Here is a 17201-nt window from a genome sequence, read left to right as displayed (position 1 = left end):
CCACTTTGTTGACCTTGTATAGTGAAGAATAATGATTACTCAGGCCCTATACGCCAAAAGAGGCTGTCCCAAAAGGGTATCAGTGAATGAATCAGTCCCAAACTATGTACAAAGACGCCTCCAAAACCACCATGTAAGCGGAAATGGAAGCGTCTTTTTTGTAGGGAAATTCCCATCAGAGTGGGGATTCGAAAATCCAAAAATGAGTCCGGCCGCTTTTTGGATGTTACTTAAGTGATGGGGCGAGAAGCGATGTTCAAAGGCTGCTTTCAATCTAGAGGAGACCATGATTTGTCGGGGCCGCTGCGGAAGGAAAGAAAATAGATGGAAATTGTAACGCTAATCCAGCGTGGATATCACCTGAAATCAAACTAACTGGAAAAACTAACTCTAATAGAGGTGAAATGGTGGATATCAGCCAAAATACGTAGAATTAGCATGAGGAATTCCAGCTATAAGACTTGGAACGCTATTTTCGGAGTAACTAACTTGACATTTTCCTGATAATTGCTCGGAGTGCGCCAGACTGCCATGCAATGCCGTAACCGAACCATGAAACACGAACCCGATACCCGCGTTGAGTACGCGCTGGAAAGCGACCTCATCTTATTCATCACTAAGAATACACAAGAATATGCAAAAAAGCCTTCAACTATGAAAGTGGAATTGAGGGCTCTTTTGCAACCATCTATTCAGGATAAAATGGTGGAGGGGTTGTCTCAAATGACTTTTGGGACAGCCCCTTGAACTTTACTAAGTAAACAGCACACCCGACACGAACCAAGGCTAGGACGCTAATTCTGCGTTAGTCATATGAACAATCCGATCACATATGGCAACCGCATCTTCCTTATCATGGGTGACGAGAATCGAGGTCATGTTGGCGGTTCGCAGTAATTGGCGCAGCTCCTCCCGAATTTTCCCCTTCAGTCCGGCGTCTAAATTACTGAAAGGCTCATCCATGAGGAGTATAGCTGGTTCCGGCGCCAAAGCACGGGCAAAAGCAACACGCTGCTGCTGCCCTCCGCTAAGCTCGTGCGGATACCGTTTCCCATAGCTCTCCAGGTGTACAAGCTCTAGCATTGCCTGCAGCCGCTGCTTGCGTTCGGCTCTGGATAAACGGTGCAGCCCGAACATAATATTTTGCTCTACAGTTAAATGGGGAAATAGGGCATATTCCTGAAAAACCATCCCGACGCCGCGGGCTTCAGGTTGGACGAATAACCGTTCGCTTACCATTGTTTTACCATCGATCACAATGCTTCCTGAGGAGGGTACCTCCAGCCCGGATATAAGCCTAAGCAGAGTGCTTTTCCCGCAACCGCTTTGACCGAGGATACCAACCACCTCGCCTTGCTCCAAGTGCATAGAGAAATCATCAAGCACACTCTCATTGCCTTTGACATAGTGAAAAGAGACAGCATTCATTTCAAAAAAAGTCATTCTGAATTTCTCTCTCCTAACCAGTAATAGAAATAAACCGAGATCATACCGACGGCTATAATGAATAAGGATGGAATGGAGGCTTGGTGAATTTGTTCGTCACTGGCGTATTGGTAGGCTTTTGTGGCTAATGTGTCAAAATTAAAAGGCCGAAGAAGCAGAGTAAGAGGCAGCTCTTTGACAATTTCCATAAAAGCCAAAATACAGCCTGTGAACACAGCGCCCTTGATCAAAGGCAAATCAACCTTGAAAAAGGTTTTCGTAAACCCCAATCCCAGCAGCCGGGATGCTTCCGTGTAGCGGTTTCCGATCTTATCGAACCCCGCCTCCACAGAGTTGAAACCAACGGCCAAAAACCGGATCACATATGCGAAGATGAGCATGAGTAAGGACATACTGAGCACCAGCTTGCCGGCTCCCCAACCGAGCTTCTCATAAACTCCGCCAAGCCGGTTATCCATTGAGATGAACACCGCGAGCACCCCGATCGAGAGAACGGCACCTGGAATCGCATACCCAGAGGAAATAAGTTTGGACAATATAAGTGTAAAAGCAGAGCGCTGATAGCGGCATACGTTAGCCACAATAACAGCAAAAAGCATCAATACAATGATCGAAACCAGCGATATAAAAAGGGTATTGGTGAGCAGCCCCATGAATTGGGCACTCATAACCTCCTTATACGTCCATGTCGCCCATACAATCAGCTGAAGGACTGGAACCAGAAAGGACAACGAAACAATAAGACCGCTGAAGAGAATAGCCATAAGAGCAGGAATACCGCGCAGCGTCCTTCGGCTAAGAGGACGAGTCCTGCTTGTCGAAGCATGATATCGTTTCCGTTTGCGGAGAACTCTTTCGATTATGAATAAGCCGACAATAAAGCTCATAAGCAGTGCAGCCAACCGCATCGCCGATTCTACATCATACATGCCAAACCAGGTCTGAAAAATAGCGGTAGTAAAAGACTGAATCCCGAAGTACTTGGTAACCCCAAAATCATTCAATACTTCAAAGGCGACCAGACTTACTCCCCCGATAATCGCGGCCTGAGACAGCGGCAATACGACCCTGAAAAAAATATACAGCGGATTTTTGCCTAATAATCTGGCATTTTCAATGAAAGAGGCACTTTGCCTCTCCAGAAACGTTTTCGTGATCAGATACACATAAGGAAATAAAAACAAGCTGAAAATAACAATAGCACCCTTCATCGACATGATGTCGAAATAGGCTTGATTCAGATTCCAACCCAGAACATTGCGCATAAAAATTTGAACACTGCCTGTATAACCCAACATATTAGCATAGGTGTAAGCTGCAATGTACGGCGGAATAGCCAGCGGCAGCACAAAAGCCCATGTGAAAAAACGTCTCAGCGGGAACTCATAGGCAGCTATTAACCAGGCAAGCGTTACACCAACCAACACGGTACAGGCTGCTGTTCCTAGCACAAGCCATAAGGATTGCAAAGCATAATCCAGCAGTAAATAGTCCTTAATATGCTGCCAATTCTCATTAGGGGAACGAAAAAGACCAGTCGCAATATATAAAGACGGAAGAAGGGCCGCGAAGGCCCCTATTACGCTTAATAAATTCCATCCGTTACTAAATCTCTTCAGATTACGCAGCCAAGCGGAAACAACCATGCCTACTTCCAGCCTGCCTTGTTAAGAAGCTCAGTCGCTTTTTTATTGTGATCTCCAAGCTTGGCAAAATCAATTTGCTGGGATTTGAAGGTTCCCCAAGTTTTCAATAGCTCCGGTTTATCCGCCGCTTCATTAACCGGGAACTCAAAGCTGCCTTGCGTCAAAAGAGTTTGGCCTTCTTTGGAAGTCATAAATTCGATAAGCTTGATCGCGTTGTCTTTATTTTTGGCATTCTTGGTCAGACCTACGCCGCTAATATTAAGATGTGTGCCAGTCGTGTTTTGGTTTGGGAAAAAGACGCCAATGTTCTGGGCCACTTTCACTTCTTCCGCATCCTTGGATGCCAGCATTTGACCTACATAATAGGTGTTCATAATCGCGACATCGCCAACTTTGGCTGCAATAGCCTTGGCTTGATCACGGTCTCCGCCTTCCGGCTTACGAGCCAGATTAGCGGCAATACCTTTGGCCCATGCTTCAGCTTTTGCTTCTCCATCAAGTTCAACGAATGAAGCTACAAGTGACTGGTTATACAAGCTGGTTGAAGAGCGGGCCAACACCTTCCCTTTCCACTTATCTGTGGCCAGATCCTCATATGTAGACAATTGCTCCGGCTTAATCCGGTCCTTAGCATACACGATAACCCGAGCTCGGGTTGCTATGCCAATCCAGTTGTTATCCTTATCGCGCCACTGCTTGGGGACGTTCTTGTCAATAGCGGGAGACTGGATCGCTTGAAGTACACCGTTCTGCTTGGCGTAGTTCAGCACGCCTCCATCTACAGTAATAAACAAGTCAGCCTCTGAGCTCGTACCTTCGCGCTTCAACCGCTCAACCAACTCTTCGGCCGTACCTTTGATTTCATTAACTTTAATCCCCGTTTGTTTCGTAAAAGCGTTGAATAATACGCTATCCACCTCGTAGTGTCTCGCTGTATAAATATTAACAGCCTGCTCCTTGCCTGCAGCTGGACTCGCTGCCGGAGCTTGCGAGGACTTCGCCGGATCGGCGCTCTCTGCCTTAGGCTGTGGCGTGGAAGACGCACCACCCGTTGAAGGGCTTGAACCGCATGCGGCTACGATAAGTGACAGGATGATCAGCAGCATAGTGCTGAACAAGGTTTGTTTTCTCATTTGAAATCTACATCTCCATTTCGTTAACTAATATTTGATAGTAATACTCATTCTCAATAAAATTGGCTAGAAAAGTTGACTCCCCTCTCTCCCTAAAACCCTAAATCGGTTAAAATTTATTGATGATAATGAATATCATTACCAGTTGATCTCGACTAGTTAACAGTATAACTTACGATAATGAGAATTTGATGTGAAAAAAAAATTTCTTTACCTTTTCGGTAAAGAAATACACACCGTAGTACCTTCATGTTCTATACTTTGCAAAGTGATCGTTCCGTTATATATTTCTACCAGACGTTTAGCAATCGCTAAACCTAGTCCATGCCCTGCCTGTTCACCACTGCGGGCCTTATCCGCGCGATAGAAACGGTCCATGATATATGGCATATCGGAACCTGCAATACCTATTCCCGAATCGATTACTTCTATAAGGGCTGCTTCTTCGTTCACGGTAGCCCGGACGCAAATGAGTTTGCGCTGCTCCGAATACTTGACTGCATTATCCAACACAATGAGCAGAATCTGCTCCAAATGCTGAGGTGATATTGCCAAAACCGATTCGAGTGGTTCCAACTCTGCTTGTATATCAAACGTCGGGTGGAGCACCGCCATATTTTTAATAATAGTCCGAATCGCTTGCTCCGGATCTGTAACTTCGGAGTTATACTCCGGGTCCAGCTTCTCGGCACGACTAAGCGCCAGCAGCTCCTGCACAAGCATTTTCAGACGCGCAACCTCTTGGATCGAAGCATTCAACGATTCTTCCAATATCGCAGGATCATGTTTTCCCCACCGCTGTAGCAATGACAGATGTCCTTCCACAATAGCTACCGGTGTTCTCAGCTCATGAGAAGCATCTTCTACAAACTGCCTTTGCTGCTGAAAGGAGCGCTCCACCTGATCCATCATTGTATTAAACATGACCATCAAGGTAGCGATCTCATCCTTATTATTGTTCAACTGCATACGCTCGTGCAGACCTTTTTGCTTAATGTTTCGGATCGTTTCGGCCATCCCTTGCAGTGGCTTGAGCAGTTGTCCCGCCAATAGCCGTCCGCCAAGGCCGCTGATCACCACAGCTCCCAGACCACATAGGACCATCACGTAGAAGAGGGCGTCCGTTAGCTTTTCGAAGTTCACAATGTTTTTTATGATTTCTACAGTCCCATTGAATTTGAAAATCGTAAGCGGGCTTCTCATAATAACTAAACGATCGTTCGTATGTTTTATCCCGACCAATTCCTTTGTGCTTACAGCTTTAGCCTCCACCCACTGCTCCGGAATATCATCGGATACCGTAAGAATAGGCTCCCCCTTCTCATTTAGAACTCGAATAAGCTGATCGGGACGGTTGATTCTTTCGAGAAAATTACGCGCTTGCACGAACTCCCCTTCCTCGAAGGATACCTCATTCTCCAAAAAGTAATTCAATATCTCCCTCATATCCTGCTGCGTGTTCGTTTCTTCCTGCTTAATCATCCATCTTTCAACAAAAGCATATTGCACTATATTGTAAACCGCGAATAGCAAAACGAGCAGCAGTGTAGACCATATCGTCAGCTTCCATTTTATAGGGATTTGGGCGAATTGTAAGGGTAACCGCTTCATCGTCTCATCACATAGCCAATGCCGCGTACGGTCTGTATGCAGCTATCCTCCGCGGGGTTATCCATTTTATTGCGCAAATACCGCACGTACACATCCACCACATTCGTTTCCACCCCAGCTTCAAACCCCCATACCATATCCAGCAAAGTTTCCCGGTCCAGTACCCGATTCGTATTCCTCATGAAGGCTTGAAGCAGGTCGTATTCTCTCTTGGTCAGATCGATGGTCTTGCCGCCCTTGGTAACATTCCTCGAATCCAGATTCATTACGATGTCCTGAAAAGTAAGAAGCTGCATCGCCGCCTCCGAAATATTTTCCTGTCTTCTGAATACTACCCTTATGCGTGCCAGCAGCTCCTCGATCGCAAAAGGCTTTGCTATGTAGTCGTCAGCACCACTATCCAATCCGGATATCCGATCCTTAAGGCTGTCTCTGGCTGTTAGCATAATAATCGGTGTTCTCTTCACCTCACGTATACGACAGCACACTTCAATTCCATCCATACCAGGAAGCATAAGGTCTAATAAGATAACACCCCAGTCCTGCTGTAAAGCCAGCTCCAATCCCCGCTTTCCGTCATGAGCAACCATCACCTCGAACGATTCATGCCGAAGCTCCAATTCGATCAAACGCGATAAATTTCTCTCGTCTTCTATGAGCAATATAGTTTTCATCAGCTCCCCCTTTTATTTGAGAATTATTATCAACTGAGGTAATTATAAAAGAAAACGGAGAGTTCCACAATCAGGATGAACAGCAAGCTAAACGATGAGTCGGGCAAAGAACTGCAGCATAACTGCATAAAATTTTTCAAAAAAAGAAAGGTTTCCCTTTTCGCTTCGTCATACTTAAGTGTAAGTACAAAAAAGCTCCATGCTGCGCAGCATTCTTTTTGGATAGGAGGGCAAAAATGCAAGAAGACCAGGAAATTATAGATCACATCCTTAACGGAGATAAGCAGGCTTTTGCCTTAATTATTAACAAATACAAAGGACGGGTGTTTTCCCTACTCCTAAAAATGCTCGGTCCATCGCCTGACATACAGGATATCGCCCAAGAAATTTTTATTAAAGCCTACAACCATCTACAGGAATATAAGCCTGAGCACAGCTTTTCTGCCTGGTTATACCGGATCACCGCGAATCGGTCTGTCGATGAGCTTCGTAAACGCAAGCGTACTCCCAGCTTAATCAATCTCGATTTCGAAATCGCCCATAGCGATACGCCGGAAACCAATTATCTGGAAAAAGAACGTAAAGCTTCTCTACAAAAGTTGATCGAGGAGCTGGACCCAGATCAGCGTGTCGTGTTTATGCTGCGGCATCAGCAGTTACTGAGCTATGAGGAAATCGGTGAGCATTTATCACTCCCGGTGAGTACTGTGCAAATGCGTCTACATCGCGCACGATTGAAATTGCGCAAAAGCATGAACGCATCAAAAGAAAGGGGGGATTTCTTGTATGAAATGTATGGAAACTAACCCTTTGAACGACTATATGGAAGGCCAGCTTTCCCAATCTGAAAGTATTCAGTTTGAAAAACATCTGGAAAGCTGCAAGGGTTGCCAACTGCAATTGGAGCATTGGATAAATAAGCATGAAGATTTTGAGGATTCATGGGAGGAACAAGTAACGGATGAAACGTTCATGCAAAACATTTTGGATCAGCTCACTCCATACACACCATCGGAAGAAACGAATCCCGCTGAAGTTATGATAGACTCCCCTAAACTAATCAATTGGAAACAAAGGAGCCTTGATATTATGAAAAAAATTACGATAGCTGCGGTCGGATTGGCAGTAGTCATATCGTTAGGAACCTATGTATCTCCGACTTTTGCAAACTACGTAAAAAGTTTTTTCAATAGCACAGAACAAGTTGATCCAGGGATGAAAAATGCTTATAACGAAGGTTTTGTAAAACCGCTCGGTCTGAAAGTGACGGATCAGGGAATTACCATAGAGGTAAAAGAAGTTTTGGCGGACACGATGCGGATTGCCATCATCAGCGAAGCCACGGATCAAGACGGCAACTCTGTAGACTTAAACCAATCGAGGGAATTGCAATTTATTATTAAGGACGTAACGGGGAATCCATTAATTGACCGAAAGATGGGAGGATGGAGAGCCAGTAAGAAAGGTGAGCAGCTCATGGTGGAGCAGGCATTGACGGATCTTATCACTGGAGGGAAGCAGCTGCCGGATGAAGTGACCGTTGAGCTTAGCTGGAAGAAGATTGGCCAAACTTCCGGGGACTGGGTGTTGAATATCCCGATTGATATGGCTAAGGCCAAAGCCGTAACGAAAACGGTTGGGATTAACAAGCAATACATCTCTCCACAAGGGTTAAAAATCAGCTTGAAAAGAATCGAACTGGCGCCAAGTTTGACGCTGCTCTCACTGGAAACCCAATTGACCCCAGAACTGTATCAGCAGAAAAAGGAGATTATCCGCTTGAATGGATTGACGGAGCAACGTAAGCTAGGGGATCCGCTGCTGCCCTTCACTCTTGCTCATGATATTCAAGATTATACACTCGCTTACGAGCTTCTTGACCAACAAGGTCAAGTTGTAGCAGCTTGGGATGAGGTGACTGGTAAAAATTATAATTCGAAAAATACGATCAATTATGGGTTGAGTTCACTAGGAAACGACGAATCGGGTTATAAGTGGTGGCATGCCTTTGCGCCGCTGACCGAAAAGCCAGAGAAGCTTATGTTCAAGCTTCGTGCCATATATTCGAAAGAGCTCGCCAATTTCAACATCAAGATGAACCTTGACAGTTTGAACAAAGAGCAGATTAAGACAGAATATAACGGCAGTAAGTTCACTTTTAGTGATTTTTCTTTGAAAGATTATGAGGAAGAATCGGATATCAACGGGCAACCCATCCAGAGAAAAGGCGGAGTCATTCAATTTCAGGCAGAGCTTGCGAAGGATATAGTCGGACTTAATGTATGGCAGGCCAGGGACGAAAATGGTAAAGAGTACAATGTAAAACTCGAGAAAAAATCGACTGTTGGTGAGGACCGTAAGGTCACCCTTCAAGGTGTACTGCTCATCAATTTGCTGCATCAACCTCAGGAGCTGACATTATCCTACCATATCTCCGAAATGGAGAATCGCGATGTCAGTTGGGAAGAACTCATTGATTTGAATCCATTACCTTCTACAGCGTTCGTCAATGATAGCGTTGAAGAAAAGACTGCTAAAGAGCCGCAACTGGAGGCAGAGCCACAGCAGTTGGCGCAGCTGGAACCGGAGTCACAACAGCTAATGATACCAGAGTCTCAAGAGCAAGAAGAGCAACAGCCAGTGATGCCGGAGCCTCAGGACCAGGAGGAGCAACAGCTAGTGAAACCGGAGCCTCAGGACCAGGAGAAGCAACAGGAGTCAGCGAGAGCGCAGCCGGAACCACAGCAGGTAGCGCAGCCGCAGAAGACTGTTACTGCTGATGATGAGGCAATCAAAAAATCCATAGAAGCCCATTTTCGTGCGAAATATATGAGCCTAAAAGATTTAAAGGAAAAATACAAGATTGATTTTATCGTTCATAATGCTGAGAAAAATAAGAATGGGCTCTATAAAATGGCTTTCTATGACTTAAAGGGTCAAAAAGAGCTGTATGTCATCGATTTTATCGATCTTGAGGTCTTAGAACAATTCGGAACCGATACTGGTTCAGGTAAATGGCACCTCGTGCGCTTAAGCGATGGACTTTACGTGAGTATAGACAGTTTAAAGAATAATGACCTAATCGAATAGATGCAGTTGCCTTTTGGGTATGCCATTTAAGTGAATTTCAAGCCACTCCTCGGAGTGGCTTATTATTCGTTTAAATACCTGCATGAACTTTTTTTGTGAAAAGAGAAAGTTTTTCCAATTCACTTCGTCATACTTAAGTGTAAAGACAAAAAGAACCCATGCTGCGCAGCTAATCATTAACGATCGTTGTAGATGCGGATGAATTCAAATCGATGGGGACTTCCCAACTGACATTGCGATGCTGTATTTCAGCAATATATGTCATCGATTTTGTCGATCTCGAAGTCTTAGAACAATTTGGAACTGACACTGGTTCAGGTAAATGGCACATCGTGCGCTTAAGCGATGGTCTTTACGTAAGTATAGACAGTTTAAAGGACAATAAAATAATCAAATAGATGCATATCTCTTTTGGTTATGGTTTAATGGCGCGCCCGATACGATTCGAACGTACGACCTGCAGTTTAGGAAACATCGCTAGCCTATAGATGAACGATAAATATTTCTTCTGTTACTCCACAAACATGCTAATATTTTTGAAAAATAAAGGGATCCGTTATATCTGTTGCGCTTATCATGCCAAAACAATGAGAAAGTTCTGGCAGTTTAAACACAATAAAGCGTTGCAAGATGCGTTAGACGAATATCGAGAACAAGGAATGGAGTTAAAGGGGCTCGGCCTCTCCCTTTTTGCCTTTCTATTATTATATGCCGTACGCACTGCTAGAGTTGGTCTCACGGCCTTTACTTTTTACGGCTTCTGTTCAAGCCCCCGCTTATTTTTCCAACAGCTGGCCCTGCCGGTCTGTTCGGGTATATTGTTCGAAGGGGTCCTGATACTGCTTCATCCAGCGCCTTAGCTCGTCCTGCAATCTTTTCTTAATTTCCATATCATCCGGGCGATAGGCCCCATTGTGCGATTCGGAGCCGTCCGCAGCCAAATCATAGAGCTCCTCCTCTCCGCTGCTGTAGAGGCTGTACTTATGCTTTCCGTCTGTTATAGTCCGAATCGGATTGATCCATTTTTGCTTGGAATAATACTGCATCACTACATATTCGCGGCCAGCCGTTTCCCGCTTAAACAAACTTTCTTTCATAGAGACCCCGTCGAACTGTTCGGGTACCTCGAAACCTAACAGATCAATGATCGTTGGCAGATGGTCCGCATTGACTGTCATTTGATACCGGCTCTCTCCGGCGGGAAGAACACCCTCCCAACAATAAATCAGCGGAATTTTCACAAGCTCCTCATACATCATCGGCCCTTTAAACGGCGAACGATGCGCGGCCATCATATCGCCATGATCAGAAGTAAACACGATCAGCGTATGCTCGTATTGTCCCGTATCTTTCAATTTCGTTATGATCCTGCCTAACAGCCGGTCGATTCGCTCTATCAGCTCGTAATAATAAGCCAAATAATATTTCCAGTCTTCTTCCCCGTACGATTGCAGCGCTTTTCCCTGATCCTCATCCCGAAATAAACGCTGCGCTTCAGGCTTTGCCGACAAGTCGTCGATAAAATTGTCTGGAAGGATGATGTGTGAGGTATTCAACGTCTTCCCCTGCAGCTTGTCCTGAGCCATGCGGTAAATATCGTGCGGATTATTGAAGGATACCATGCAAAGCCATGGATGATCCTTCACGTCCGCTTGCTCGTCCAGGAAGTTCAGCACATGCTCCGTTGTTTCTTCGTCGTCCTTCTGAAAATCGGCAGTCGCCTCAAAGCCGTACTCCGTTACAGCGGCACGCCCCAAATGCCATTTGCCGAAATACGCCGTACGGTACCCCCGTTGCTGCAAAATATTCCCGAGATTGGGTAAGCCGGCATCAAGCTCCGCCGTATTCTTCGTGCCTATATTTCCGATCACCCCGGTCTTGTGCGGATATAAGCCTGTCAATATAGAGGAGCGGGAAGGGGAGCATTGAGGGGTTACACAATAGCTTCTATGAAACTTGACCCCCTTTGCTCCCAATTCGTCGATATGGGGCGTGTGAACCCGGTTCCTTGCGCCAAATAAATTTAAAGCAAGCATACTCAATTGGTCGGCAAAAACATAAAGTACATGCGTCTTCATCATATATAACCTCATCCTTCTTTAAATGGATTTATCTGCTTCTGCGGTCCCCCCAACAAATTGAAAAAGAAAAGAAGACATCGTGTTATTCCAAACGGCCGCTTCAAGCTTTAAGATAAACCTATTCCGATTAAATCTTATAAATTTCATGGGAATAGTATGTTATATTCAAATTTTTACGTCAATATTATTTATACAAGGAGGAAGTACAATGAAAAAAAGCATCGGTCTCATTATTCTTTTTTTGGCGCTTTCAGCTATGCTGTCGCTGACCGCGTCCGCCACTGCCCCCGCAAGACCTATTGTCTCCGACGGCACACTGAAAACAAGCGACAATAAACTCATCCGCGCCGGAGTCGCCTGGTATGGCAAATGCTATGCCGACCCAACGTCCAGATCCGAGGACCCGAAATATTGGCAAAGAACCAAAGACGTTGGATTGAACGCCATCCGCGTGACGAATTGGGATGAACGCTCGTTCAATGGCACCATAGGTGCGGATTGCACAGAAGTCGAAGGTGAACAAAAGGGCGGCTGGGCGATTGCCGACAATCTGTCCCATCTGGACATCATGGTTCAGCATGCCAAAGATAACGGCCTGTATCTCATTATCACCCCTGGCGATACGCCGGGAACGTTTAACAAAAACTATTTAACTCAATTCTGGAGTGTCGCAGCCGACCGTTATAAGGATGAAACTCACGTTATTTATGAAATCACCAACGAGCCGGTCAAATGGCGTCCTTCCGATTATTCCAATGCCAACCTGAATGATTTGGCAGCTGTTTATCAAATTATGAGAGCTGCCGCACCGAATACACCTATCTTGAATCTTTCGTTTTCCCATGCCGACGAGAGTATGAATGCCAAGGTGGCAAGCTTTACGACGAAAGCGGGCATTGTTTGGGCGAATGGAAAAGATATCGTTTCCTTCCATACCTATGGAACACCGAATCTGCAATATATCAAAAGTTTAAGAGATGATTATCCCGTCATGAATACAGAGTGGGGCTTTCCGGGACAAGGCGGAGTCGTCTCCCTAAGCGGTAACAAGTATCAAGGACAAGCGCTTGAAGAAAACGGCATCAGTTGGATGAGCTTTCAAGCAGGACGAGCCGACGGCGAATTTACAAGATACTACGACTTTGCTAACGACGCCAAGCTCAAAGGCTACTATTGGATACCCGGAACCACAACAACCGATAGCTTGAACGACTGGACTAAGGTGGATTCTTATTCAGCGAACATGCAATTTGCAAATGGAAACCCGTCTTATTTTAGCGGCGACACCTCCCGAGCCACACGCACCGATACGAATACGGGCTACATCACCTATAAAGCATCGGGGATCGGACAATTCAAAGCGAATATTTATTCCCATGACAGCTTTAGCGGTATTAAATTTTACGTATCTCATAACGGAACCGACTGGGAGCCACTTCCAACCACACATACAACGCCCGCGGCTACTACAGCGGGATGGTCCCACAGTTATTACAGCAGCACGGATGGATTGCCAAGCGGCACGGAGTATTTAAAGATCGAATTAGCCTCTACGACCGATTTCTTCGTGACGCAAATTTCCGATGTGGAAGTGACGAACTGGGCGCCTGTGTGGGAATATGAAGACAATCTTACCGCTTGGTCCGTCGTTGACTCCAAGTCCTCCAACTGGAAATTTGCCACCGCAAATCCAGCCTATTTTGATGGAGACGACTCCCGGGCAATTCGCACCGATACTAACACGGGATACGTAACCTATAAGCAATCCAATTTGGGCGGATTTTATGCCAACATTTATTTCCAAACGAATGATGGCATCCAATTCTACAGCTCCTCCGACGGGCTAAGCTGGACCCCCGTTGCCGTAACAATGGATACACCCGTAGCTACGTCCGGCGGATGGAAAGGCACTTATTTCCGAAATACAAATGCGTTGGCGAGTGGCACACAATATATCAAGGTGGAGTTCTCCTCTACGATTTCTAACAACGTAACCCAATTAGCCAATATGAAAATATGGACTAGCTACTGACCTCCCTCCCAAAAAAACTGCCTCAAAAGTGAACTGCACCCTAATTGTTAGACACAACTAACAATTGAGGTGCAGTTTTCAATGGTTGTAATTTACCGTTTCCTCTGTTCAGGTAATGCCAAGACGAACTAACTGTTCCTCAGGCGCCTGCATTTCTTGCAGGGCTTGCCGCATTTTGACCCCCAGCTTCACTTCCAGCTCTGCATCATTTATCGCTTCCGTTTGATAATAGTCTTCTTGAATATCGAACAGCAGCGTCTTCCTCTCCAGAGGCCGATGCCCTAATTCCGGTCCATTGCCTGTAACGGGGAATTTAAATACAGGATAGTTCGTATAGGGAAGAAATCGGCCGCATTCCACCTCGTTCATATCGGATCTTCTGACAAAGCTGCGAAATGCCGTCGGCAAAGCCGTGTACAAAAAGCAGGGCTGATTGTCAGCACTCTCGGCCGTGCGATGATATGTATACGTCCCGTCTGTCATATTGACATCCATCCCAAAGTAACCGTATAAAGCAACTTCACGAAGCTGTTTCGATCTGCCCTGCAGCAGTTCCAATAGAGAATGGCCTTGTACTTCCTTAGGCACGGCAATACCGAAATGCTCCAGCAACGTCGGCATCAGATCTATATTTTGCGTGATCGCCTCGATCCGTTCGCCTGCTCCCTGGCCGCCCGGAAGATGTACCATAAGCGGCAGATGGGCCAATTCGTTATACACCGTCATCACATTTTTGCCAAGCACCTCGTGCTCGCCGAGAAGAAAGCCATGATCGGTTGTCAAAATAACTAGCGTATCCTCCCAGAGGTTATGCTGGCCTATCGTATCGAGCAGCTTTCCGAGCCACCGATCCATCATCGTCAGTGTAGCGGCGTACCGCTTGCGAAGATGCTCTGTGGCTTCAGGCGTCTCCCGATTAGGCCCATAGTTGGGCCAATTATAGCGGGGACCTGTATACGTATCGTTATATAAATCCAAATACTCTTGAGGACAATCAAAAGGCTCATGCGGGTCAAACGCTTCGACCATCAGCATAAACTGATCGGCATCATGATTATGCTCCAGCCAGTCGCAAGCCGCTTGGATCGTACGGGCTCCAGAATAGTCCTCTTCCTTCACGAGCCGTTGCCTGTTTAACTCATACTGATTGTTGACTCTGCCCAAGTAAGCGGAAGGCAGCTCGGCAGGCTTCACCCTGGACACCCATGGGTCAAACTCTTGTCCGCGATGGAAGTCCCAGGTTGTGAACGACTGGCAATAATTTTCCCCGCCTGTAGCAAAATAATGATAATGATCCGTGACCATATGGGAAAATACGCCGTTATTCGTCAACTGCTCCTGCAGGGTGACATCGAAAGGCTCCAAGCCTCCCCAGCCTCTCTCCAGGAAGCTCAGTCTGCCCGTGAACAGATCACGTCTGGCCGGCATACAAGGAAGAGAGCCTGACCAATGGTTCATAAAAACCGCACTTTTGCGGGCAAACCTTTCGAGATTCGGAGTCTGCACGACAGATTCGGAATTATACACCGACAACGAATGCCTGTTTAATGTATCGATCAAGATGACGATAGCTTTCATAAAACACCTCTTTTCATTGCGGTTGGCTTTATATGTTCTTGATCGACGAGGCCGTCACCGCTCAAATTTTCTCCACAAAGACAGGGCTTGCATACATGAAGCCCCCATCGCGTTGTACCGCTCTGAGATAATAATGCGTAGCCCCGGTCCCGGTTACTTGACCTAGCGGCACTTGGACGTCCACAACGGGAGATGAGCTGGAAGAGGCCCATACGGTTTGACCCTCGGAAACAATCTCAATGGCTTGCAGAGGTGCTTCCGCATGAATTTGAATATGTGCTGTCAACGCTTCGCCTTGCGCAAGCTGAATATCGCCGCCCATCAATACACCATTGATCGTAAACCAGACAATCGCCCGCGTGTCGCAAACGGCCCATGTGTGGCGGTTCCATAGCGCGTAAAATATACTTTGCCGTTCCACGCGTTCGGTCCATAGTCCGGTAAGAATGACGCTCTTGCGGTTCTGATAAATCACGCGGCCAGGCCAGCCTACATGATTATCGGTGCCGCCTGTGAAGCCTAATTTATGGCCTGCTCGCAAAGCATCCTGCACCGACGCAGAATGATTGTGCACCAGTCCACGCCAAACATCCGCGTAATCGTTCTTCTCTTGATTGCCACGATTTTGCACAATTTCAACCAGTCGTCTATACTCGCGAGGCTCGGACCAGTTATATTGATGCCATGCGGGAACCCCGTCCTTCTTCATGGTTGCATTGCTGTTGGTATGATGAGGAACCGCAATGAAATCGCTGAAAGTATCCAGTTGTTTTGTCGCCATTTCCAGGTTTTCCGGCTTGAACTCGGCTTTACCGCCGCGAACGGCTGCATGGTTCGGATCGGTGAAATAATAGTTTTCATGACCGCGATTCGTGGAATTTTCCCAGCCATATAAAGTGGCGAAACGATCATCGTCATTATAAGCATCGATAATCTGAACGGTTTGCTCCCATTCCGCCCCCTCAGGATCGTGGTCGCTGGGCGCTGCAAAATTCATATTCAACTCGTCTCTGGCACTTGCAAACGCATCCGTCATCGGACGGCCGCCGTCAGCGCCGCTTGCCTCCTGGGTATGCCAATGGATGTCACCGAATGCGGGCAGAAGTCCCCGCTTCGCTTGGGCAACCACGGGATTGCCGGTTACGACCAGAAACTCGCCGTCGACCCGACCGTTGGCAATATTTTCGTGGATCGACAGCTCATCCATGCGGATCAGCACCTTCAGGCTCGTCGCCTGTTCCGGGGTAGCCAATTCAATGATTTCGGACTGCTGTACAGTTGCAGAGGCAGATTCCCCTAGCCATGACCACTTGACGGTAACCGGCTTCTCGAACTGGGACGGGTTTCCATATCGATCCTCGGGAACAAGAGACGTTCTTATTTTCCCATTGACCCCGGACGCTGGCTGCGAGTACACCGAGAATCGCTCCACCGGCCCGGCTTGAACCGTTAGCCTGCATCCGTCCGCCGCTTCCTTCACAACCGGGTTGAGCTCAGCATCCTTCCCTGCCCAAGCGGATAGCGGCTCCCGAACCCATACGAACAATTCCGTATCCATGCCGGCAAAGAGGGGAGGCGTCGCCACAAGCTTGATGGATTGAGGCTGGCCCTTAGGAATCATATGTAGCAGCTTTACTTTCAATATTAGGCGCTGCTTCCGATTCTGGAATACATCCGGCCCTGCTTTATTGATGTTGGGGCTAAATAAAATCTCGACGCGTTCCATTTCGATATGATGAATCTTCCATTCATGAAACTGGCGGAATAATCCCGCCCTGATGTCCACTTCACTGCCAGGAACGTAGTTTTTCTCCGGCAACCATGTCAATTCATAGGCAAATTGCCGATGTGACGAGCAATGCGCCTGAACCCCATTGGTTACGTTTAATGCCATGTCATCTCCTCCTCAG

11 protein-coding genes are annotated in these 17201 nt (G+C 46.6%); 3 read left to right on the top strand and 8 right to left on the bottom strand.

Translation table 11 applies throughout. From position 1 onward, the window contains the following. Nucleotides 1-786 precede the first annotated feature (786 nt). The 5 genes from NV381_RS13760 to NV381_RS13740 all read right to left on the bottom strand — a co-directional run bounded on the left by NV381_RS13760 (nt 787) and on the right by NV381_RS13740 (nt 6510). A complete protein-coding gene (locus NV381_RS13760) occupies nt 787-1443 on the bottom strand; it encodes an ABC transporter ATP-binding protein (protein WP_258213869.1) in 657 nt (218 codons plus the stop codon). Continuing rightward, nucleotides 1440-3092 carry an ABC transporter permease gene (locus NV381_RS13755; RefSeq protein WP_258213868.1) on the bottom strand — a complete coding sequence of 551 codons (1653 nt, stop codon included), beginning with the start codon at nt 3090-3092 and terminating at the stop codon, nt 1440-1442. The genes NV381_RS13760 and NV381_RS13755 overlap by 4 nt, the downstream gene beginning before the upstream one ends. Nucleotides 3093-3094: 2 nt before the next feature. After that, entirely contained in the window at nt 3095-4225 is a 1131-nt protein-coding gene (locus tag NV381_RS13750) for a Fe(3+) ABC transporter substrate-binding protein (protein ID WP_258213867.1), read from the bottom strand. Between the two features lie 210 nt (nt 4226-4435). Next, a complete protein-coding gene (locus NV381_RS13745) occupies nt 4436-5836 on the bottom strand; it encodes a HAMP domain-containing sensor histidine kinase (RefSeq protein WP_258213866.1) in 1401 nt (466 codons plus the stop codon). Next, entirely contained in the window at nt 5833-6510 is a 678-nt protein-coding gene (locus tag NV381_RS13740) for a response regulator transcription factor (RefSeq protein ID WP_258213865.1), read from the bottom strand. Before NV381_RS13740 ends, NV381_RS13745 begins: the two co-directional genes overlap by 4 nt. A gap of 236 nt (nt 6511-6746) precedes the next feature. Between NV381_RS13740 and NV381_RS13735 the strand changes: the two genes are divergently transcribed. Further along, entirely contained in the window at nt 6747-7316 is a 570-nt protein-coding gene (locus NV381_RS13735) for an RNA polymerase sigma factor (protein ID WP_258213864.1), read from the top strand. After that, on the top strand, nt 7297-9600 hold the full coding sequence (locus NV381_RS13730; protein ID WP_258213863.1) for a DUF4179 domain-containing protein: 2304 nt from the start codon (nt 7297-7299) through the stop codon (nt 9598-9600). Before NV381_RS13735 ends, NV381_RS13730 begins: the two co-directional genes overlap by 20 nt. Before the next feature lie 776 nt (nt 9601-10376). Here NV381_RS13730 and NV381_RS13720 read toward each other — a convergent pair. Next, nucleotides 10377-11681 (bottom strand): sulfatase, encoded by a 1305-nt coding sequence (locus NV381_RS13720; RefSeq protein ID WP_258213861.1) that lies wholly within the window; start codon nt 11679-11681, stop codon nt 10377-10379. Nucleotides 11682-11889: 208 nt separating this feature from the next. On the opposite strand from NV381_RS13720, the gene NV381_RS13715 reads away from it, so the two are divergent. Further along, nucleotides 11890-13713, top strand: a complete 1824-nt coding sequence (locus tag NV381_RS13715; protein WP_258213860.1) for a glycoside hydrolase family 5 protein — start codon at nt 11890-11892, stop codon at nt 13711-13713. Between the two features lie 108 nt (nt 13714-13821). On the opposite strand, the gene NV381_RS13710 is transcribed toward NV381_RS13715, so the two are convergent. Then, on the bottom strand, nt 13822-15291 hold the full coding sequence (locus tag NV381_RS13710) for a sulfatase (RefSeq protein ID WP_258213859.1): 1470 nt from the start codon (nt 15289-15291) through the stop codon (nt 13822-13824). Nucleotides 15292-15352: 61 nt separating this feature from the next. Beyond that, nucleotides 15353-17185 (bottom strand): DUF3604 domain-containing protein, encoded by a 1833-nt coding sequence (locus NV381_RS13705; protein WP_258213858.1) that lies wholly within the window; start codon nt 17183-17185, stop codon nt 15353-15355. Between the last annotated feature and the right edge of the window lie 16 nt (nt 17186-17201).

It is taken from the genome of Paenibacillus radicis (ex Xue et al. 2023) (assembly GCF_024722015.1).
GTDB lineage: Bacteria > Bacillota > Bacilli > Paenibacillales > NBRC-103111 > Paenibacillus_S.
Note: the sequence above shows the minus strand (reverse complement) of the source record. Positions and strands in the feature narration are given on the sequence as shown.